The organism is Chromobacterium sp. CCUG 30098 (assembly GCF_059916605.1).
Genome location: NZ_JAUCGS010000001.1, coordinates 777,327 through 797,169 on the forward strand (window position 1 = coordinate 777,327; position 19,843 = coordinate 797,169).

Below are 19,843 nucleotides of genomic sequence, written 5' to 3' on the forward strand. Positions count from 1 at the left end.
CCCCCGGCTTGAAACCGCTTTCGTCCATTGATTTCGCGCTTAAGGAGCTTCCATGCTAGCCGCCCCGCAAGTTTCCGCCTTCCTGCCGCCGCGCCGCATTCTGATGGGGCCGGGCCCGTCCGACGTTTATCCGGAAGTGCTGGCCGCCCAGGCCCGCCCCACCGTCGGCCATCTGGACCCGCTGTTCGTCGGCATGATGGACGAGGTGAAAAGCCTGCTGCAATACGCGTTCCAGACCGCAAACCCGATGACGGTGGCGCTGTCGGCGCCGGGTTCGGCCGGCATGGAAGCCTGCTTCGTCAACCTGGTGGAGCCGGGCGAGAAGGTCATCGTCTGCCGCAACGGCGTGTTCGGCGAGCGCATGCGCCAGAACGTGGTGCGGCTGGGCGCGGTGCCGGTGCTGGTGGACAGCCCCTGGGGCCAGCCGGTGGATCCGGACGCGGTGGAGAGCGCCTTGAAAGCCAATCCGGACGCGCGCTTCCTGGCCTTCGTTCACGCCGAGACTTCCACCGGCGCGCTGTCCGACGCCAAGACGCTGTGCGCGCTGGCCAAACGCCACGGCTGCCTGAGCATCGTCGACGCGGTGACCTCGCTGGGCGGGGTGGAGCTGCGCGTGGACGAATGGGGCGTGGACGCGGTGTATTCCGGCAGCCAGAAGTGTCTGTCCTGCGTGCCCGGCTTGTCGCCCTTGTCTTTTTCGCCGGCGGCGGTGGACAAGCTGCAGGCGCGGCAAAGCCCGGTGCCCAGCTGGTTCCTGGACCAGACCCTGGTGATGGCCTACTGGGGCGGCGGCAAGCGCAGCTACCATCACACCGCGCCGGTGAACGCCTTGTACGCGCTGCACGAATCGCTGCGCCAGCTGGCCGGCGAGGGCCTGGAGGCGGCTTGGCGGCGCCACCGCGACATGCATCTGATTCTGCGCGACGGCCTGGAGAAGCTGGGGCTGAGGTTCGTGGTGGACGCCGCGGCGCGCTTGCCGCAGCTGAACGCGGTTTATATTCCCGAGGGCATAGACGACGCGGCCACGCGCAATCGTCTGTTGCAGGAGTACAACCTGGAGATAGGCGGCGGCCTGGGCGATCTGGCCGGCAAGGCCTGGCGCATCGGCCTGATGGGCTACGGTGCGCGCCGCGAGAACGTGGCGCTGTGCCTGAAGGCGCTGGAGAGCGTGTTGAAGTAAGCGCGGCCGGTGTCCGGCGGGCGCGAGTCAGCGCGCGCCGCGCCGCCGGGAGATGAAAAACGCCATCCGCGAAGGATGGCGTTTTTGCTGCCGCGGGAGGCGGATCGGCTTATTTTTCGACGAAGGCGCGTTCGATCGCGTAGTCGGCCGGTTCGCCCATGCGCGGGGATTCCTTGAAGCCCATGCCGTTCAGGATCTCGCACAGATCGTGCAGCATGGACGGGCTGCCGCAGATCAGCGCGCGGTCGTGTTCCGGGTTCATTTGCGGCAGGCCGATGTCGGCGCACAGCTTGCCGCTGGTGATCAGGTCGGTCAGCCGGCCCTGATTGCGGAAGGGCTCGCGGGTCACGGTCGGGTAGTAGATCAGTTTCTCGCGCACCATCTCGCCGAAGAATTCGTTTTCCGGCAGTTCTTTGGTGATGTAGTCGTGGTAGCCCAGCTCGCTGACCCAGCGCACGCCGTGGGTCAGGATCACTTTGTCGTAGCGCTCGTACACGTCCGGGTCTTTGATGATGGACATGAAGGGGGCGAGGCCGGTGCCGGTGGACAGCAGATAGAGGTTTTTGCCGGGCAGCAGATTGTCCTGCACCAGGGTGCCGGTGGGCTTCTTGCTGATCATCACGGTGTCGCCCACCTTCAGGTGCTGCAGGCGGGAGGTCAGCGGACCGTCCTGCACCTTGATGCTGTAGAACTCCATGTGTTCTTCGTAGTTGGAGCTGACGATGGAGTAGGCGCGCATCAGCGGCTTGCCGTTGACTTCCAGACCTATCATCACGAACTGGCCGTTGATGAAGCGCAGGCCGGCGTCGCGGGTGCAGGTGAAGCTGAACAGGGTGTCGTTCCAGTGATGGACGGACAGGACCTTTTCGGAGGTCAGGTTGGGAGAGGACATAAGGTTTGCTGCTCGCTAATTTATGAAGTAGAAGCTCGAAAAGTATGGGGCCGATTTTAACCGGTTTGTCGCTTCGCCGCTTGTTCTTACTGGGCAAGGCCGGCGATATCGACGTTAAATTCAATTGGAACAGCATGTTAACCGACATTGCCGTCGCCGCCGAACGATTGTTTTCTGATGTGTTTATCGCTGCGCGTTATTTGTCCGCGACGCAATGAAAGAGGGCGTCACCGTGGCGGGACGCCCTCTCGGACAACTTACAGAGAAAGACTATGCGCTTTACCCTTGCAGAACCGCACGACCACCGCTTTACCGCAAGGCCGTTACCAAAGAGCGGGCTGTACAAGACAGCGCTACGACGATGCCGTGTCGTGGCGGCGCCGCCATCATGGCAGCTTGCCGCGCACCGTGTCCTTGATGGACATCACAGAAAGACCAACCGCTTCTTTCTTAATGGGCAAATCGACAAACGGTAATCACAAGTTTATTGACTCTGGATTTGGCGGACCGGCCTGGCCGGTGTTGCATGCGCTCCGTCTTGGAGGCTGGCTTGGCGTTGCGGACTGTGCCGATTTGGCTGGCCGTGTTTATTGGCCAATGCTCAACGCGTGGAAAACTGGATGGCCGCCGGCATACTGCCATGAAAGCATTCGGAACCCTCCCTGTCGTGTTGACCATTCCACTATAGACGCTGCCGTTCCCAATGCAAGCCGGCGGGCGGCGGCCTCAACTGACCTTAGGGTCGGCCAGCGGCGCGTCCAGCGCCAGCCGAGCGGGGCGCAGATGTTGTTCGAACTGGCGGCTGGCGGCCTGCCAGGAGTAGCGCTCGGCGACGGCGCGTACATGGCCGCGGTCCAGTTCCAGCGCCTTCAGGCAGGCGACGCGCAGGTCGGCGTCCAGCACGCCGGCGCCGCTGTCGCCCACCACGTCCAGCGGCCCGGCCACCGGGTAGGCGGCCACCGGCGTGCCGCAGGCCATCGCCTCCAGCAGCACCAGGCCGAAGGTGTCGGTCAGGCTGGGAAACACGAAGACGTCGGCGGCGCGGTAGAAGCGCGCCAGCTCGTGCTGGGGAAAGATGCCGGCGAAGTGGACGTCCTGATAGTGCTGCTTCAGCCGCGCCAGCTGCGGGCCGTCGCCCACCACCCATTTGCTGCCCGGCAGCTCCAGCTTGAGAAAGGCTTCGATGTTCTTTTCCACCGCCACCCGGCCGATGTAGACGAAGCGCGGCGGCGCGGTGCCGTCCAGCCGCTCGCGCGGGCCGGGGCTGAACAGCGCGGTGTCCACGCCGCGGCTCCACAGCTTGACGTTGTGAAAGCCGCGGGCGCTCAGATCGTCGGCGATGGACTGGGTGGGCACCATCACGCAATGGGCGGCGTTGTGGAAGCGGCGCATCCAGGCGTAGCTGAGCGCCAGCGGCAGCCGGCAGCGGGCGTGCACGTATTCCGGAAAGCGGGTGTGATAGGCGGTGGAGAAAGCCAGGCCGTGGCGCAGGCAATAACGGCGCGCGGCCAGGCCCAGCGGCCCTTCGGTGGCGATGTGGATGGCGTCCGGCGCGAAGGCGGCGATGCGGTCGGCCACTTTGCGGTAGGGAAACAGCGACAGGCGGATGTCGGGGTAGGTGGGGCAGGGCAGGGTGCGGAAGGCCTGCGGGGTGATCATTTCCACCTGGTGTCCGAAGCCGGCCAGTTCGCGCGCGGTTTCGGTCAGCGAACGGACCACGCCGTTGACCTGGGGCAGCCAGGCGTCGGTGACAATCAGGATGCGCATGTCGTCTCCTTGTGGTCGGCTTGCGCCGTTTGGGCTTGCAAGGCGGCGGCCGGCTGTCCCATTTGGGTCCAGTACAGCACTTCCAGCCGGCCGTCGGCGTGTTCCACCAGCGCGGACAGGCTTTCCACCCAGTCGCCGCTGTTGCCGTAGAGAATGCCGTCGATGTCGCGCACCTCGGCCTTGTGGATGTGGCCGCAGATCACGCCGTCGTAGCCGCGCCGGCGCGCTTCGCCGGCGAGAATGGTTTCGAAATTGCTGATGAAGTTGACCGCGTTTTTGACCTTGTGTTTCAGGTACTGCGACAGCGACCAGTACGGCAGGCCCAGTTTCAGCCGCGCCCAGTTGAAGCCGCGGTTCAGTTCCAGGATCAGGGTGTAGAGGGTGTCGCCGACATAGGCCAGCCATTTGGCGTACTGGATCACGCCGTCGAATTCGTCGCCGTGCAGGATCAGCAGCCGCTTGCCGTCGGCGGTGCGGTGCTCGGCCTCCTGACGGATGGCGATGCCGCCGAAGTCCAGCCCGGCGTACTGGCGCGCCGCCTCGTCGTGGTTGCCGGGCACGTAGATCACCTTGGTGCCCTTGCGCGCCTTGCGCAGCACTTTTTGCACCACGTCGTTGTGGCTCTGCTTCCAGTACCAGGATTTTTTCAGCTGCCAGCCGTCGACGATGTCGCCGACCAGGTACAGGTATTCGGATTCGTGGCAGCGCAGGAAGTCCAACAGGTGGTCGGCGCGGCAGCCGGAGGTGCCGAGGTGGACGTCGGAAATCCAGATCGCGCGCAGTTGTCGGGCGCTGTCGGGGGCGGGGTCTGGCTGCATGGCGGCTCCGTCGGCCTGTGGACTGCTGGCGATGCTGACAGCGGCAGGTGACAGTCGCGTGAGATTTCGGTGACGACGCGATGAAATTTCTTGAGCGGGGCCTTTAAGATTGTCTTAAGCGCGCTCTGTTGCAATCGGGCTTTGCGGCGGCGCTTGTGACGGTGGCGAGAGCGCGCTAGGCTGCCGGGACCTTGAACGCCCGGCGACGGGGAGACGGATATGCGGGTTTTGGTGGTGGAGGACGACGCTCAGATCGGCGACGGGTTGAAAATCGGCCTGGAGCAGCTGGGTTTTGTCGCGGACTGGTTTCGCGACGGCAAGCAGGGGCTGGCGGCGCTGAGCGCCGCGCCCTACGACGCGGTGGTGCTGGACCTGGGGCTGCCGGGCATGGACGGCATGGACATCCTGTCCGCCTGGCGGCGCGGCGGCCAGGACGTGCCGGTGCTGGTGTTGACCGCGCGCGACGCGCTGGCGGACCGCGTCGGCGGCCTGGACGCCGGCGCCGACGATTATCTGGTCAAACCGTTCGCGCTGAGCGAGGTGGCGGCGCGGCTGCGCGCGCTGCATAGGCGCCGCCACGGCCAGAGCCACCCGGAATGGCGGCACGGCCGCCTTTGTCTGGATCCGGTGGCGCGCGCGGCCACGCTGGACGGCGCGCCGCTGGAGCTGACCGCGCGCGAACTGGCGCTGCTTGAGTTGCTGCTCAGCCACAAGGGGCGGGTGCTGCCGCGCGAGCTGATCGAGGACAAGCTCTACGGCTGGGGCCAGGAGCTGGAAAGCAATGCGGTGGAGGTGCATGTGCACCATTTGCGCAAGAAGCTGGGCAGCGCCTTCATCCGCACCCTGCGCGGCGTGGGCTACACCCTGGGAGATCCGGCATGAGGGGACCGCGCAGCCTGCAGGCGCGGCTATTGCTGCTGCTGTTGCTGATCGTGCCGGCCATCTGGCTGGTGGCTTCCGCCACCGCGGCCTGGCTGGCGCACGAGGAGGTGGACGAGCTGTTCGACACCCAGATGGGGCAGTTCGCCCGCCAGCTGTTGCTGGTGGAGGTCAGCGAGAATTCGCTGATCGAGCTGCCCAAGCTCAAGCACCTGCTCAAGCACGCCGACAAGGGGCAGCTGGAAAACGACGATTTCGGCCTGGCGGTCTGGGACCGTCGCGGCAATCTCTTGCTTAGCGACGGCCGCGGCCGTCGCTTCGACTTCGAGCCGGAGCGGCGCGGCTTCTACGATTACCGCGGCAAGGACAGCGATCACAACTGGCGGCTGATCTATCTGGCCGCGCCGGACGGTTCGCGGCTGGTGGCGGTGGGACAGAAACAGGGCTTGCGCCACGAGATGGTGTTGAAGGTGGTGTCCGCCCAACTGCTGCCGTGGCTGGTGGGCCTGCCGGTGATGCTGCTGCTGATCCTGCTGGCGGTGCGCCGCGAGCTGGGGCCGCTCAAGCGCCTGGCTGCCGGCATCGCCCAGCGCGCGCCGGACGACAGCGAGCCGGTGTCGCGGGAGGTGCCGCGGGAGGTGCTGCCGCTGGTGGACGCGCTGAACGCCTTGTTCGCCCGCATCGCGGCCACGCTGGAACACGAGCGCCGCTTCACCGCCGACGCCGCGCACGAGCTGCGCACGCCGCTGGCGGCGCTGAAAGTGCAGGCCGAGGTGCTGGAGCTGCTGCCGGACGAGGGCCGCCGCCGGCACGCCATGCGGCAATTGATGTTGGGCATAGACCGCGCCACGCGCTTGGTGGAGCAGTTGCTGGCCCTGTCGCGCCTGGACCCCTTGAACGCGCCGCGCCAGGGCGAGCCCATCGCCTGGGCGGCCTTGACCGAGCGGGTGTTGGCGGAGATGGCGGCCGAGGCGGCGCTCAAGGGGGTGAGGCTGGAAACCGAATGGCGCTGCGTGCCGGAACGGGTCTTGCCCTTGAACGGAGACGAAACCCTGGTGGGCCTGATGCTGCGCAATCTGCTGGAAAACGCCGTCCGCTACGGCGCCGAGGGCGGCGAGGCGCGGCTGGTGCTGACCGAGGACTCGGTCAGCGTGCTGGACCGCGGTCCGGGCGTGGCGGCGGAATGGCTGGAACGGATACGCGAGCGCTTCTTCCGGCCGCCGGGCCAGGACGTGGTCGGCAGCGGACTGGGCTTGTCCATCGTCGAGCGGGTGGCGGAGCTGCACGGCCTGCGCCTGATTCTGGCCAAGCGAGACGGCGGCGGGCTGGAGGCCGGCTTGCGGCGGCGCTGAGAAGCGGTGCAAAGTCCGCTGCGCTTCGTGAGACGTGGCGCGGCGAGCGCAGCATTCGAAACGCTCATGCGGCATTCGTGCATTCCGCTTTCTCAGCCGTTTTCGTCTTGCAGGCGAGGCTTGGAGCAGGCTCTGGGACTGCGGCAATTCGCCGCATGGGAGCAGAGGGGGAATCCGGCTATGCTGGCGACGCTGGCCCTGACGCAGCCAGCGTTCTACATTTGGTTGCGGCCCGCCGGTTTCGGCGGGCTTTCTTTTTGTCTAGCCCGGGCGTTTAGGCGCGCCGAAGCGCATCAGCCAGAACAGCGCGTTGCAGACGCCGCCGGCCATCGCGCCCAGATAGAGGTTCATCAGGTCGTTGTACAGCAGCGGCTCGGCCAGCCGGGCGTAGACGAAGGTGACCACGCTGCCGCTGAAGGCGCCGGGCAGGAAGGCGACCAGGGCCAGCAGCCAGCGCGGCCAGCCTTGCTGCCAGCCGGCGATGGGCCGGGCCAGCAGCATGCGCAGCAGGCAGAGCAGCAGGCCGAAGCCCAGCGCCGGAATCGCGCCCATCAAATAAGCCATCATCGGCACCACGCCGCTGGCCAGCAAGGCCACCAGCGGACCCAGCAGGATGAACAGGGTCAGGCCGCAGGCGAGTATTTTCAGATAGGGCGTTTTCATCCGGCGGTGAGGTTTGGGCGGTGGCAAAAGGCCTCCAGCCTAGCAGACTGGAGGCATGGCGGCGAGAGGCCGCGCGCTCAGAGCCTGTTTACGATCTGCTGCGCGTCGTGAGACGTGGCGCGGCGAGCACAACGTCGAAATGCTCATATACCGTGTGTACACCCCGCTTTCTCAGCGGTTTTCGCCTTGTCCCGCCTTCGCTCGCAAGATTGTAAACACGTTCTCAGAACTGAAGTTGCACGCGGCCCCACACTGTGCGGCCCGGCTCGTTGACCTGCAGGGTGCGGTCGTAGCCGGCCACCATCGCGCCGCCTTTGCTGACGCTTTCGGCGTAGGCCTTGTTGAACAGGTTGTCGACGCCGAACAAGAGCTTGGCGTGCTTGTTCAGCTTCATGCCGCCGTCCAGCGACACCACGCCGAAGCCCGGGGTCGCGCCGATGTCGGTGCCGACGATATTGCCCTGGCCGGGCGCCACGCGGTCCTGGCGCTGCACGCCGCGCACGGTCAGGCCGGCCGCGTATTTGCCGTTGTCCCATTTCAGCGCCGCCTTGGCGTCCAGCGGCGGGGTCTGGCCCAGCGGACGGTTTTCATCGAGATTGGCAGCCCAGACCCAGGCCAGGCTGCCGGACAGCGTCCATTCCGGCGCGAAGCGCCAGCTGAGGTCGCCTTCGAAGCCGTAGCGGCGCGCGTCGATATTGCGGGCCTTGTTGCCGACGGCGCCGGCGCTGCCTTCCACCAGGATGAAGTTCTGCACGCGGCTGGCGTAGGCGGACAAGGAGCCTTGCAGCTTGTCGCCGCGGTAGAGCAGGCCGGCGTCCAGCTGGCGGTTGGTTTCGCTGTTCAGGCTGTCGTTCTTGTTGCGCTCCCAGAAGTCCGGCGCGCGTTCCGCCTGGCCAAAGCCGAGGTAGCGGGTCCAGTTGCCGGCGCTGTGTTCATAGCGCAGGAAGCCGGCGTTGAGCTGGTACTGGGTTTCCCGGCGCGGCTGGGCCGGCTGGCCCATGGCGGCGGCCTTGGCTTCGAACACCGCCTGGGTCTGGTCGCGGCGCAGGCCGGCGATCAGCTTGCCGCCGTCGCCCAGCGGGCGGCTGGCTTCGGCGTAGACGCCGTGGTTGTCGAAGCTCTGATTGGGCGTGCGCGGCTGATCCACGTATTGGCCGACGTTGGGGCCTTTGCCCATGCGGCTGCGGTGGCGGTCGCGCAGCCAGTCGAAGCCGGCGCTGACTTCCCAGTCGCCGAAGGCCATGTCGGCGGCCAGGCGGCCGGTGTCGGCGCTGCGGTCGGGATTCATCGCCGCGCGGTCCGCCGGCGCGGTCTGCGGGCGCAGCGAGTAGTTGTCCATCACGTGGTCCACTTCGCTATGGCCCAGTTGCAGGCGCACGGCGTCCAGCCAGCCGCTGAGATTGCGGCGCTCGGCCTTGAAGCTCCAGGCGTCGCGGTCGAACTTGCTGCCGTCCATGCCGCGGTCGGCGTAGGCGGCCTGGCCGCGGCTGCGGTCCAGCGCCAGTTCCAGCGTGGTGTCCTGGTCCGGTGTCAGGCCGGCGATCAGGGTCTGGCTGTCGCGGTCGAAGCTGGAGTGGACCTTATTGCCCTTGCCGTCCTTGTAATCGCCGCCATGGTTGCGGCTGGCGATGGCGCGCACATAGCCCAGGCTGGAACCGAAGGCGGCGTCGGCGTAGGCGTCGTTGCGGTCGGCGTTGCCGCCGGTCAGGCTGCCGTTGAAGCGCACGCCGGCCTCGTCGAAGCGCTTGGTCTTGCGTTCGAAGTTGACGCCGCCGCTGATCAGGCCGGGTCCGAGCTTGACGCTTTGCGGGCCCTTGACCACGTTCACCTCGTCATAGGCGTCCGGATAGAGATAGGCGGTGGGCGGGTCCATGCGACCGCCGCAGCCGCCGAACACGAAGTTGCCGTCGGCGAGAATGGCCAGGCGGGAGCCGCCCAGGCCGCGCAGCAGCGGGTCGCCGGAGGCGCCGCCTTTGCGGATCACGTTGAAGCCGGGCAGGCCCTTGAGCAGGCCGGCGCCGTCGGCGGAGGGCAGCGGCTGACGCGGCGCGCGCGGGTCCACCGACATTTTCAGCGGCTGTTCCGCCTTGGTGGCGGTGACCAGCACTTCCTCGCCGCGGAATTCCGGCAGTTCCTGAGCAAAGGCGTGGCCGACGGCGAGCGCCAGGGGAATCGGCAGCAAATACGGTTTTTTAGTCATTTTTTAGAAACTAACGTTAACAAATTTAGAGGTGACAATTCTAAGTTGCGAGTTGCAGCGGCCCAATGCGGCAAAGTGTCGCAGCGCCCCTGTTCGGCGCATGGTGATAAAGTGTCGGCCATGATTGCCGGATTCCCCGTTTCCTCCCCCCGCCTGGGCCTGACCGCTGACATCGCGCGCTCGGCGCGGCTGATAGGCTGGCTGCGCTGGCTGATGCTGCTGCTGGGCTCCACCGTGGCCTTGGTCTGCTGGTGGCAGCACGTCTACCTGCCCTGGCCTTTGCTGTCCCAGGCGCTGCTGACGCTGGCCGCGGTCAACGTCTGCCTGCCGTGGTGGCTGCGCCGCGGCGGCGACCCCTTGCTGGCCTTGCGTTTGGGCTTGTCCGCCGATGTGCTGGTGCTGACCGAGCTGCTGGCCTTCACCGGCGGCGCGGCCAATCCGCTGGCTTCGCTGTTTTTGCCGCCGGTGCTGTTCGCCGCGCTGTTGTCGCCGGGCCTGTTCGCCTGGGCGCTGGCGCTGGCCAGCGTCGCCGCCTACGGCCTGCTGTTCGAGTGGCATCTGAGCTGGCCGGTGGACCACGGCAACGCGCTGCACATCTTCTCCATGCATCTGACCGGGATGTGGTTGAGCTTCGCGCTGTCGGCGCTGTTGATCGCCGGCTTCGTGTCCTGGCTGGCGCGGCAGCTGGCCCTGCGCGAGGCGGCGCTGGCGACGGCGCGGGAAACTCAGCTGCGCGACGAGCAATTGCTGGCGGTGGGCATGCAGGCGGCCGGCGCCGCCCACTCGTTGTCCACGCCCTTGAACACCATGACGCTGCTGGTGGACGAGTTGCTGGCCACGCGGCAGCGGGACGCCGAGCTGATGGAAGACTTGCTGCTGATGAAGGCGCAGCTGGCCAACTGCGGCAGCGCGCTGGCGCGCTTGAAGCTGGGTTCGGAGTCCGCGCCGGGGGAGACCGCGCTGTTCGCGGCCTTGGCCGAGCGCCTGGCCGGCTGGCGCTCGCTGCGGCCGGACGTGAGGCTGGACTGGCAGACGCCGCGCGGGCCGGACCCGCTGGCGACGCTGGACCCGGCGTTCTGGCCGGCGTTTTTCAATCTGATCAACAACGCGGCCGAAGCCGGCGGCGGCGAACTGACGGTGGCGGCGCGGCTGGAGCAGGGGGCCTTGCTGCTGGACATCGTCAATCATCAGGGCTGTTTGACCGAGCAGCAGCTGGAGCGCGCCGGCCTGACCCCGCTGCCGTCCGACAAGCCGGTGGGCATGGGCCTGGGCGTGATGCTGAGCCATGCGACGCTGGCGCGGCTGGGCGGTTCGCTGCGTTTGCTGAACCGGCCGGAGGGCGGCGTGCACGCGCAGGTGCGCCTGCCCTTGCTGGCGGACGATAAGGAAGGAGCCTGATGCTGGATTTTCTCTTGGTGGACGATGACGAGGCCTTCGTCGCCATTCTGGCGCGCTCCCTGAGCCGGCGCGGTTTTGAAGTGGCGGCGGCCCAAACCGCCGCGCAGGCCTTGGAATTGGCCGGCGACGCGCCGGCGCGCATCGTGCTGGATTTGAACCTGGACGGCGACAGCGGGCTGCGTCTGCTGCCGGCCTTGCTCGCCGCCTGCCCGCGCAGCGCCATTTTGATTCTGACCGGCTACGCCAGCATCGCCACCGCGGTGGAGGCCACCAAGCTGGGCGCGGTGCAGTATCTGGCCAAGCCGGCGACGGTGGACGAAATCCTGGCCGCTTTCGAACAGCAGCAGGCCAATCCCGAGCTGCCGCTGACGCCGCAGCCGATGTCGCTGCGGCGGGTGACCTGGGAGCATCTGCAACGGGTGCTCAGCGAAAACGACGGCAACATCTCCGCCACCGCCCGCGCCTTGAACATGCACCGGCGCACTTTGCAGCGGATGCTGGCGAAGAAGCCGGTGAAGAGTTGAAGCCAGGCCTGTTGCATTGCTACAGCGCGGCGGTCCGCCGCCAATGGGCTGGATGCGGATTGTAGCGGTCTTTGTTCTTCAATTACCGTGTCATGACGGGGGTATAAATCCGGCTTGGCCGCGCCATCAGAAAAATTGATTGGAGCGTCCACTCTAGCCGCCGTATGGTGAATGTCCATAACCATGCCAATGGAGGGGATTACCATGCTTCGCGGACAGATGATGGACCGGCCTTTGCTGATTTCCGACTTGCTGCGTCACGCCGAAACCTACCATGGCGACACGCCCATCGTGTCGCGCACCGTGGAGGGGCCCATCCATCGCTACACCTACCGCGAGGCGGCGCGGCGCGCGCGCCAACTGGCCAATGCGCTGGCGGCGCTGGGCGTGCGCCAGGGCGACTGCGTCGGCACCCTGGCCTGGAACGGCTACCGCCATTACGAGACTTACTTCGCCGTGTCCGGCTACGGCGCGGTGTGCCACACGGTGAACCCGCGGCTGTTCGCCGAACAGATCGCCTGGATCGTCCAGCACGCGGAAGACCGGGTGCTGATGTTCGACCTGAGCTTCCTGCCGCTGGTGGAGCAGATCGCGCCGCAACTGGACACGGTGGAGGCCTTCGTGCTGATGACGGACAAGGCGCATATGCCGGCGCAGACGCCGCTGTCCAATCTCTTGTGCTACGAAGATCTGGTCAACAGCCACAGCGACCAGTACCAGTGGCCGTTGCTGGACGAAAACGCCGCGTCCAGCCTGTGCTACACCTCCGGCACCACCGGCAACCCCAAGGGCGTGCTGTTCTCGCATCGCTCCACCGTGCTGCACGCCTACGGCAGCGCCTTGCCGGACAGTTTCGACATCTCGGCCCGCGCCTGCGTGATGCCGGTGGTGCCGATGTTCCACGTCAACGCCTGGGGCCTGCCCTACAGCTGCACCATGAACGGCAGCAAGCTGGTGCTGCCCGGACCCAAGCTGGACGGCGTCAATCTGTACGAACTGATCGAGAGCGAGCAGGTGACCGTCACCGCCGGGGTGCCGACGGTGTGGATGATGCTGTTGCAGCATTGCCAGAAGAACCATCTGAAGCTGCATTCCCTGAAGCGGGTGATCGCCGGTGGATCGGCGGTGCCGGAAAGCATGATCGAACAACTGGCCGAGCACGGCGTGGAAATGCGCCAGCTCTGGGGCATGACCGAGCTGTCGCCCTGCGGCACCACCGGCACGCCCAAGCTCAAGCATGAGGGCCTGGAGCCGTCCCGGCTGCATGCGCTGCTGTCCAAGCAGGGGCGGCCGATCTACGGCGTCGAACTCCGCATCGTGGACGACGCCGGCAAGCCGCTGCCGCACGACGGCGTGGCCTTCGGCAACTTGCAGGTGCGCGGCCTGTGGGTGTTGTCGCAATACTTCCGCCGCGAACTGGACGCGAGCCACAGCGCCGACGGCTGGTTCAACACCGGCGACGTGGTGACCATAGACGCCGACGGCTTCATGCGCATCACCGACCGCACCAAGGACGTGATCAAATCCGGCGGCGAGTGGATCAGCTCCATCGAGCTGGAAAACATCCTGGTGGGCCACCCGGCGGTGGCGGAGGCGGCGGCCATCGGCATTCCGCATCCCAAGTGGGACGAGCGGCCGCTGATGGTGGTGGTGCTCAAGCCCGGCGCCAGCGCCACGGCGGAAGAGCTGCTGGGCTTTTACGAAGGCAAGATCGCCAAATGGTGGACGCCGGACGATGTGGCCTTCGTCGAGGAGCTGCCGCACACCGCCACCGGCAAATTGCAGAAGGTGCGGCTGCGCGAGCAGTTCCGCGATTTTCGCTGGCGTTCCTGACGTCGGTCGCGGAATGGACTGGACTGAATAGAGTAATTACGCTACAGTGGCGGCTGCACTGAAAACCGTATGGTTTTGAGGTGTTAGCCCCTCGAAATGTCGGCCGGTCCGCCGGACGACGTTTCTTCCTCGTGTTGGCCCCTGCCGTTGTCAAACCGCAGGGGGTTTTTTTTGCCCGCCGTCCGGCGCGCGTCTTCCCTTGCTCCTGTGTTTGATCAAACAAAATCATAATCTGTCACAACTGTACCCATATTTGATATTTAAAACGGGTTACATCCGTTAAACTGGCCGAAGATAAACCAACAATAACAATTGGCTGCCAACGGTAAGGGGAGTGTCGCGCGGCAAGGCGGGGCATCAAAACCATGGTTGTCAATCACGCGAGAAAAAGGACTGTTATGAAATCGCTCCGTAGCCGGCTGATCGCCCTGAACGCGCTATTGATGGCGCTGTTTGGTTTGGTGCTGGTGGTCATCGTCTTCGTGCAGATGCGCACGGAAATATTGCAGGGCCTGGACCAGGAGTTCGAGGCCAGCCTGATGGGACAAAGCGCGGTGGTGACCACCTGGCTGGGCGAGAAGAAACAGCAGATTGTCGCGCAGAGCACGATGGCGTCCGAGCCCGACGCCCTCCGCTTCCTGAAGACCGGCGCCAAGGCCGGCGGTTTCAACGTCAACTACGCCGGCTACGCCGACGGTCGCTCGCTGTTTTCCGATGATTGGACGGCGCCGGCCGACTACAAGGTGGCCGACCGCGACTGGTACAAGCGCGCCAAGGACAGCGGCCAGGCGGTGGTGACCGACCCCTATCTGGACGAAGCCACCAAGAAACTGACGGTGACCATTTCCGCGCCCTTCAACCACAACGGCGCTTTCGCCGGCGTGGTGGGCGGCGACGTGATGGTGGACACGCTGGTGAAATCGGTGCTGGGCCTGAAAGTGCGCGGCAACGGCTACGCCTTCATCATGGACAAGAAGGGCACGGTGATCGCCCATCCGCAAACCGATCTGGCGCTGAAGCCCATCACCAGCGTGGCGCCGGAACTGACGCCGGAACGGCTGGCGGACATCGTCAGCCACGACCAGGCGTCGGAAGTGCAGATCGGCGGCCAGGCCATGCTGTTGTCGGCGCAGGAAATCCCCGGCACCAACTGGGTGATGGCCTTGGCGGCGGACCGCGCCACCGTGCTGGCGCCGCTGACCACGCTGCTGTACACCATCGCCGGCCTGACCGCGCTGGTGTTCGTGCTGATGATCCCGCTGGCGAGTCTGGTGATAGGCCGCATGCTGGCCGGCCTGGTGCGGCTGAAGAACGCGATGGAGGACATTTCCCACGGCGAGGGCGATCTGACCTTGCGGCTGAAGGACGACGGCCAGGATGAAATCGCCGCCACCGCGCGCGCCTTCAACACCTTCGTCGCCCAATTGGCCCAGCTGTTCCGCGGCCTGAAGCAGGACGCCGCCGGCGTGGTCAACGGGGTGCAGGACGCCAGCCAGCTGGTGGCCGGCGTGGCGGACAGCTCGCGCCATATTTCCGATGTGTCCTCGTCCAACGCGGCCACGCTGGAGCAGATCACGGTGTCCATCTCCCACATCGCCGACAGCGCGCGCCAGGCCGACGAGCTGACCAGCCTGACCGGCGCCAGCCTGGAGGCCAGCGCCAGCAATATGCAAAGGCTGTCCAGCGGCATGGAGGGCACGGTGCAGTCGGTGCGCGGCCTGGAAACCATGTTGTCCTCGCTGGACAAGCGCTCTCAGGAAATTTCCGGCATCACCAATGTGATCCGCGACATCGCCGACCAGACCAATCTGCTGGCCTTGAACGCGGCGATCGAGGCCGCGCGCGCCGGCGAACAGGGCCGCGGTTTCGCGGTGGTGGCGGACGAGGTGCGCAAGCTGGCCGAGCGCACCGCCCAGGCCACGCTGGAAATCTCCAATATGGTCAGCGCCATCCGCGACGAAACCGGCCGCGCGGTCAACGACGTCAATCAGACCGTGGCCGCGGTGGACGAGGGCGTGGAGCTGACCCGCGAAGCGGTGGCCAAGATCGAGGAAATCCGCGCGTCCATGTTGGACGTGGTGGCCAAGATGAACGAGATTTCGGATTCCACCAGCGAGCAGCACAAGGCGACCACCTTGATCGCGCAAAGCTCGGAGGCGATCAACGGCCATGTGCTGGAAAACGACGACTCCTTGCAGAACGTCAGCAGCACGCTAACCGGCTTGTCGCTCAATGCCGGCAAGATGAACGCCGAGTTCGACAAATTCCGTTTGTAAAACGGCGAGAGCAAGAACACACGGCCGGGGAGCATGCTCCCCGGCCGTTTTCATAGGCGGCTCAGCCGGCCCCAGCATCCAGCCGGCAGGCAGCGTTCTTGCCGCCCCCCAGTGAAAAGGCCGCCGCGCGTGGAAGAAATTCAGGCGGGGCACGGCAAAGGGCGTTTTCATCAAGGAGAGATGCTGGTTACTATGCGGGAGACGATATTCCGCTGATTTCAAAAAGCGCTTAATCGGAACGGAGCCGGGGCGCTTGCGTTCCGGGCGCTGAAAACTTATGACCGAACCGACTTCCCACGCCTTGCGCGCCGGCGCCTTATTGGCCGCCGGCGATCTGAACGGCGCCTTGCTGGCCGCGCAAAGCGGCTTGCAGGCCCAGGCCGACAACGCCGAATTGTGGAACCTGCTGGGCGTATGCGCGGCGCGGCTGGAGCAACTGGCCATGGCCGAGCAGTGCTGGCGTCAGGCGCTGCAATGCGATCCGCGGACGCCGGACGCCCATTACAATCTGGGCCGCTGCCTGATGGCGCAAGGCCAGTTGGCGCAGGCGGAGGCGCATTTCCGTGCGGAACTGGCGCAGCGTCCGGAGCACGCGGCCTGCCAAGGCAATCTGGGCGTCTTGCTGGAGGAGGCGGGACGGCTGGACGAAGCCGAAGCCCAGTATCGGCTGGCCCTGCGGCTGCGGCCGCAGTCCGCCGTTCATTGCTTCAATCTGGGCCGTTTATTGTATCGGCTGCGGCCGGAGGAGGCCGAGGACTGCTTGCGCCGGGCGCTGGCCTGCGCGCCGGACGACGTGGACGCGCTCAATCTGCTGGGACAAAGGCTGGCGGAGCGCGGGGAGCGGGCCGAGGCGGAAACGTTGTTGCGCCGGGCGCTGGCGCTGGAGGCGAGCCATGCCGGCGCGCTGAGCAATCTGGGTTTGTTGTTGCAGGCGCAGCGGCGTTGGGCCGAGGCCGAGGCCTGCTTGAGCGCGGCGGCGGAGCGCGCGCCGGAACAGGCGCAGGTGCTGGGCAATCTGGCCCTGTGTTTGTGGCGGCAGGGGCGCAGCGAGGAGGCGGAGCCGCTGGCGCGCCGCGCCTTGGCGCTGGAGCCGTCGGACGCGGACGCTCATCAGCAATTGGCGCTGGCTCTGGCGCAGCAAGGCGGTTGGGAAGAGGCCGAAACTACGCTGCGCGCGGGGCTGGACGCTCAGCCGCTGCACGCCGGGCTGCGTCGCAATCTGGGCTATTTGCTGCTGACCCAGGGACGCTGGGGCGAGGGCTGGCCCTTGCACGAGGCGCGGCTGGAAACCGCGCCGTCGCCGGCCTTGAGCTCACCGCGCTGGCGCGGCGAGGCCTTGGCCGGCCGCCGTCTGCTGCTGTGGTTCGAGCAGGGTTACGGCGACGCCTTGCAGACGGCGCGTTACCTGCCGCTGCTGCTGGGGCGCGGGCCGGCGCGCGTGATCATCGCCTGCCGGCCTGTCCTGCTGCCCTTGCTGCAAGCGCAGGGCTGGCCGGTGGAGTGGCTGCCGATAAGCGATCTCGCCGGTCCGTGGCCGGCACACGATTGCCATGTGTTTTCCATGAGTTTGCCCGGCCTCTTGCAGCCGGAGCCCGCGCCAGCGCCGGCCTATCTGCGCGCCGACGACGCCGGCCGCGCCGCCTGGCGCGCGCGCTTGCCGGCCGGCGGCCGCAAATTGGGCCTGGTGTGGCGCGGCCGGCCGGAGCACGAGTTCGACCATTGCCGCTCCTTGCCGGGCCCGGAGGCGTTGCTTCCCCTGCTGGCCTTGCCCGGTGTTCAGTGGCTGGCCTTGCAGCCGGAGCTGAACCAGGCCGAGCGCGATTGGCTGCGCGCGCGCGGCGTGCCGGCCCTGGGCGATGAGTTGGCGGATTTCGCCGCCAGCGCCGCCTTGCTGGCGGAGCTGGACGGACTGGTGACGGTGGACACCGCCTTCGGCCATCTGGCCGGCGCTTTGGGGCTGCCTTGCGCCTTGCTGCTGTCGGCGCGGCACGCCGACTGGCGCTGGGGGCTGGAGAGCGAAACCACGCCCTGGTATCCGCGCCATCGTCTGTTCCGCCAAAGCGAGGCAGGGGACTGGACGGCGCCGCTGGCGCGCTTGGCGAGCGCCTTGCCGGGCGATCCGGACCTTAAGGGTTGAGCGGGGCGGGGCAATCCATCACAGCCACTTGCCCGGATTCATCAGCCGCTCCGGGTCCAGCGCGGCCTTGAGCGCGCGCATCAGCTCCAGCGCCAGCGGGTCCTTGTAGCGTTCCAGCCACTGGGGCTTGAGCTGGCCTATGCCGTGTTCGGCCGCCAGCGTGCCGCCCAGGCGGTAGACGTGGTCGTAGACGATGGCGTTGACCGCCGCCTCGTCGTCGAACAGATCGACGTTGCCGGGCCGGGTATAGCTGATGTTGTAGTGCAGATTGCCGTCGCCGGCGTGGCCGAAGGCGACGATGCGCACGCCGGGATAAGCGCGGCGCAGCGCGGCGCCGCAGTCGCGCACCAATTGCGGCAGCGCCGAGGTGGGCACGGCGATGTCGTGCTTGATGCTGGGGCCGTCCTGTTTCTGGATTTCCGAAATCTCCTCGCGCAGCAGCCACAGCTTGCGGCGCTCCGCCTCGCTTTGCGCCACCACGCCGTCGCGCGGGGTTTGCCCGGCCAGCCAGTCCAGCAGCGCCTCGTTCAGCGCGGCGTCGTCGCCGCCGTCGGACAGCTCGATCAAGAGCAGCCACGGCGCGGTGAACGGCAATTGGCCGGGGCGGTGGCGTTCGATTGCCTGTTGGCAGTCGGCCTCGATCACCTCGAAGGCGGTGAGGCGGTCGTTGAAGCGTTGGCGCAGGCCGTTGAGCCAGACGATGGCGGTTTCGATGTCGTTCACGCCGATCAGCGCGGTGGCGCGGGCGCTGGGCAGCGGAAACAGCTTCAGCGTGGCGGCGGTGATCAGGCCCAGCTGTCCCTCGGCGCCGATGAACCATTGCTTGAGGTCCAGGCCGGTGGTGTCCTTGCGCAGGCCGGCCAGCGCGTCCAGCACCCGGCCGTCCGGCAGCACCACTTCCAGGCCCAGCGTCAGTTCGCGCATGGTGCCGTAGCGCAGCACCGCGACGCCGCCGGCGTTGGTGGACAGATTGCCGCCGATCTGACAGCTGCCTTCCGAGGCCAGCGACAGCGGAAACAGCCGTCCGGCCTGTTCCGCCGCCAACTGCACCTCGCGCAGCGTGGCGCCGGCCTCCACGGTGACGGCGTTGTTGTCCGCGTCCAGTTTGCGCACGGCGCGCAGCCGCCGCATCGCCACCACCAGTTGGCGGCCGCTGGCGTCCGGCGTGGCCGCGCCGCAGGTGGAGGTGTTGCCGCCCTGCGGCACGATGGCCACCTGATGGCGGCGGCAGAGCTTGACCAGCTCGGCCGCCTCGGCGGTGCTGCCGGGCAAGGCCACCGCCAGCGGCCGGCCCTGGTAGCGGCGGCGCCAGTCCAGCGTGTAGGGCGCGGTGTCGGCGGCTTCGGTCAGCAGATGGGCGGGGCCGATCAGGGACGCGGCGGCTTGGAGAAAATCGTGCATGTTAGAAAGGGCCTCCGGCCGCGCGCAGCAGATCGGGCAGGCCGTCGTGATCGCCCTGCGGGCGCTCGGGCGCGTCGCTCCAGTGCTGCGGGCCGATGGCGGCGTTGCGCGCCGGGTGCAGCGGGTAGTGCACCTGATTGTCGTCGCGGTTGACGTCGCCGACGCAGAGCAGGCGCACCGGCTTATCGCTATTGTTGATGAAGGTGTGGGCGAGGCCGGTGCCGGCCTTGAAGCCGACCGAGTCGCCGGGCCGCAACCGGTGCAGCGCGCCGTCCAGCCAGACGTCGGGCTCGCCCTCCAGCACGTGGACGAATTCGTCCTCGGTTTTTTCCGCGTGCGGCCAGCTGGTGCGTTGGCCCGGCTCCAGCAGTTCGTGATGGATGCCGAGGCGGGCGAAGCCGTAATGCTTGCCCAGCGCCGCGCCGCGCGCCAGCGGCTCCCGGCTGTCGGGATAGCTTTGCGAGCGGGCTTCGATCAGCTCGCTCCAGTGTCGGATGCAATCGGGACGGGACGACATGGCGGG

At 66.8% G+C, this 19,843-nt stretch carries 16 protein-coding genes; 9 read left to right on the top strand and 7 right to left on the bottom strand.

Translation table 11 applies throughout. The annotated features are described in order from the left end of the window. Positions 1–52 precede the first annotated feature (52 nt). Positions 53–1,180 carry a pyridoxal-phosphate-dependent aminotransferase family protein gene (locus QUG03_RS03710; protein ID WP_227105079.1) on the top strand — a complete coding sequence of 376 codons (1,128 nt, stop codon included), beginning with the start codon at positions 53–55 and terminating at the stop codon, positions 1,178–1,180. Positions 1,181–1,289: 109 nt separating this feature from the next. Here the strand turns inward: QUG03_RS03710 and QUG03_RS03715 are convergent, their stop codons facing one another. Continuing rightward, entirely contained in the window at positions 1,290–2,072 is a 783-nt protein-coding gene (locus QUG03_RS03715) for a ferredoxin--NADP reductase (RefSeq protein WP_019104206.1), read from the bottom strand. Positions 2,073–2,116: 44 nt separating this feature from the next. On the opposite strand from QUG03_RS03715, the gene QUG03_RS03720 reads away from it, so the two are divergent. Continuing rightward, on the top strand, positions 2,117–2,290 hold the full coding sequence (locus QUG03_RS03720) for a hypothetical protein (protein ID WP_158274344.1): 174 nt from the start codon (positions 2,117–2,119) through the stop codon (positions 2,288–2,290). 508 nt (positions 2,291–2,798) lie between these two features. Here the strand turns inward: QUG03_RS03720 and QUG03_RS03725 are convergent. Then, positions 2,799–3,839: a glycosyltransferase family 4 protein gene (locus QUG03_RS03725; protein ID WP_253313677.1), complete on the bottom strand. Its 1,041-nt coding sequence runs from the start codon at positions 3,837–3,839 to the stop codon at positions 2,799–2,801. After that, on the bottom strand, positions 3,827–4,657 hold the full coding sequence (locus tag QUG03_RS03730) for a UDP-2,3-diacylglucosamine diphosphatase (RefSeq protein ID WP_107800669.1): 831 nt from the start codon (positions 4,655–4,657) through the stop codon (positions 3,827–3,829). The genes QUG03_RS03725 and QUG03_RS03730 overlap by 13 nt, the downstream gene beginning before the upstream one ends. Positions 4,658–4,876: 219 nt before the next feature. Here QUG03_RS03730 and QUG03_RS03735 point away from each other — a divergent pair, with 219 nt between their 5' ends. Together QUG03_RS03735 and QUG03_RS03740 are read left to right on the top strand one after the other, a co-directional pair. Further along, positions 4,877–5,539: a response regulator gene (locus QUG03_RS03735; RefSeq protein ID WP_107800668.1), complete on the top strand. Its 663-nt coding sequence runs from the start codon at positions 4,877–4,879 to the stop codon at positions 5,537–5,539. Beyond that, entirely contained in the window at positions 5,536–6,888 is a 1,353-nt protein-coding gene (locus QUG03_RS03740) for an ATP-binding protein (RefSeq protein WP_235086338.1), read from the top strand. The genes QUG03_RS03735 and QUG03_RS03740 overlap by 4 nt, the downstream gene beginning before the upstream one ends. 261 nt (positions 6,889–7,149) lie before the next feature. On the opposite strand, the gene QUG03_RS03745 is transcribed toward QUG03_RS03740, so the two are convergent. Continuing rightward, entirely contained in the window at positions 7,150–7,578 is a 429-nt protein-coding gene (locus QUG03_RS03745; protein ID WP_500819401.1) for a hypothetical protein, read from the bottom strand. 196 nt (positions 7,579–7,774) lie between these two features. Next, positions 7,775–9,751, bottom strand: coding sequence for a TonB-dependent copper receptor (locus tag QUG03_RS03750; RefSeq protein WP_500819402.1), 1,977 nt, complete (start codon positions 9,749–9,751; stop codon positions 7,775–7,777). Positions 9,752–9,871: 120 nt separating this feature from the next. Between QUG03_RS03750 and QUG03_RS03755 the strand changes: the two genes are divergently transcribed. The 5 genes from QUG03_RS03755 to QUG03_RS03775 all read left to right on the top strand — a co-directional run bounded on the left by QUG03_RS03755 (position 9,872) and on the right by QUG03_RS03775 (position 17,919). Beyond that, entirely contained in the window at positions 9,872–11,149 is a 1,278-nt protein-coding gene (locus tag QUG03_RS03755) for an ATP-binding protein (protein ID WP_227105070.1), read from the top strand. Beyond that, complete coding sequence (locus tag QUG03_RS03760) at positions 11,149–11,673, top strand: response regulator transcription factor (protein WP_107800663.1); 525 nt, start codon at positions 11,149–11,151, stop codon at positions 11,671–11,673. The genes QUG03_RS03755 and QUG03_RS03760 overlap by 1 nt, the downstream gene beginning before the upstream one ends. Positions 11,674–11,877: 204 nt before the next feature. Then, positions 11,878–13,506 carry a 3-(methylthio)propionyl-CoA ligase gene (locus QUG03_RS03765; protein ID WP_107800662.1) on the top strand — a complete coding sequence of 543 codons (1,629 nt, stop codon included), beginning with the start codon at positions 11,878–11,880 and terminating at the stop codon, positions 13,504–13,506. A 398-nt stretch (positions 13,507–13,904) separates the two neighbouring features. Next, positions 13,905–15,782 carry a methyl-accepting chemotaxis protein gene (locus QUG03_RS03770; protein ID WP_227105066.1) on the top strand — a complete coding sequence of 626 codons (1,878 nt, stop codon included), beginning with the start codon at positions 13,905–13,907 and terminating at the stop codon, positions 15,780–15,782. A gap of 277 nt (positions 15,783–16,059) precedes the next feature. Beyond that, entirely contained in the window at positions 16,060–17,919 is a 1,860-nt protein-coding gene (locus QUG03_RS03775; protein WP_500819404.1) for a tetratricopeptide repeat protein, read from the top strand. 18 nt (positions 17,920–17,937) lie between these two features. On the opposite strand, the gene QUG03_RS03780 is transcribed toward QUG03_RS03775, so the two are convergent. Together QUG03_RS03780 and QUG03_RS03785 are read right to left on the bottom strand one after the other, a co-directional pair. Beyond that, a complete protein-coding gene (locus tag QUG03_RS03780) occupies positions 17,938–19,320 on the bottom strand; it encodes an FAD-binding oxidoreductase (RefSeq protein ID WP_500819406.1) in 1,383 nt (460 codons plus the stop codon). 1 nt (position 19,321) lies between these two features. Then, positions 19,322–19,837, bottom strand: a complete 516-nt coding sequence (locus QUG03_RS03785; protein WP_107800656.1) for a cupin domain-containing protein — start codon at positions 19,835–19,837, stop codon at positions 19,322–19,324. Positions 19,838–19,843: the final 6 nt, after the last annotated feature.

What these genes read in the sequence shown, in the direction of transcription:
- QUG03_RS03720 (WP_158274344.1), top strand. Translation starts at nt 2,117, where the DNA reads ATGGGGCCGATTTTAACCGGTTTGTCGCTTCGCCGCTTGTTCTTACTG.
- QUG03_RS03750 (WP_500819402.1), bottom strand. Translation starts at nt 9,751, where the DNA reads ATGACTAAAAAACCGTATTTGCTGCCGATTCCCCTGGCGCTCGCCGTC.
- QUG03_RS03785 (WP_107800656.1), bottom strand. Translation starts at nt 19,837, where the DNA reads ATGTCGTCCCGTCCCGATTGCATCCGACACTGGAGCGAGCTGATCGAA.
- QUG03_RS03730 (WP_107800669.1), bottom strand. Translation starts at nt 4,657, where the DNA reads ATGCAGCCAGACCCCGCCCCCGACAGCGCCCGACAACTGCGCGCGATC.
- QUG03_RS03740 (WP_235086338.1), top strand. Translation starts at nt 5,536, where the DNA reads ATGAGGGGACCGCGCAGCCTGCAGGCGCGGCTATTGCTGCTGCTGTTG.
- QUG03_RS03775 (WP_500819404.1), top strand. Translation starts at nt 16,060, where the DNA reads ATGACCGAACCGACTTCCCACGCCTTGCGCGCCGGCGCCTTATTGGCC.
- QUG03_RS03780 (WP_500819406.1), bottom strand. Translation starts at nt 19,320, where the DNA reads ATGCACGATTTTCTCCAAGCCGCCGCGTCCCTGATCGGCCCCGCCCAT.
- QUG03_RS03760 (WP_107800663.1), top strand. Translation starts at nt 11,149, where the DNA reads ATGCTGGATTTTCTCTTGGTGGACGATGACGAGGCCTTCGTCGCCATT.
- QUG03_RS03710 (WP_227105079.1), top strand. Translation starts at nt 53, where the DNA reads ATGCTAGCCGCCCCGCAAGTTTCCGCCTTCCTGCCGCCGCGCCGCATT.
- QUG03_RS03755 (WP_227105070.1), top strand. Translation starts at nt 9,872, where the DNA reads ATGATTGCCGGATTCCCCGTTTCCTCCCCCCGCCTGGGCCTGACCGCT.
- QUG03_RS03725 (WP_253313677.1), bottom strand. Translation starts at nt 3,839, where the DNA reads ATGCGCATCCTGATTGTCACCGACGCCTGGCTGCCCCAGGTCAACGGC.
- QUG03_RS03715 (WP_019104206.1), bottom strand. Translation starts at nt 2,072, where the DNA reads ATGTCCTCTCCCAACCTGACCTCCGAAAAGGTCCTGTCCGTCCATCAC.
- QUG03_RS03735 (WP_107800668.1), top strand. Translation starts at nt 4,877, where the DNA reads ATGCGGGTTTTGGTGGTGGAGGACGACGCTCAGATCGGCGACGGGTTG.
- QUG03_RS03765 (WP_107800662.1), top strand. Translation starts at nt 11,878, where the DNA reads ATGCTTCGCGGACAGATGATGGACCGGCCTTTGCTGATTTCCGACTTG.
- QUG03_RS03770 (WP_227105066.1), top strand. Translation starts at nt 13,905, where the DNA reads ATGAAATCGCTCCGTAGCCGGCTGATCGCCCTGAACGCGCTATTGATG.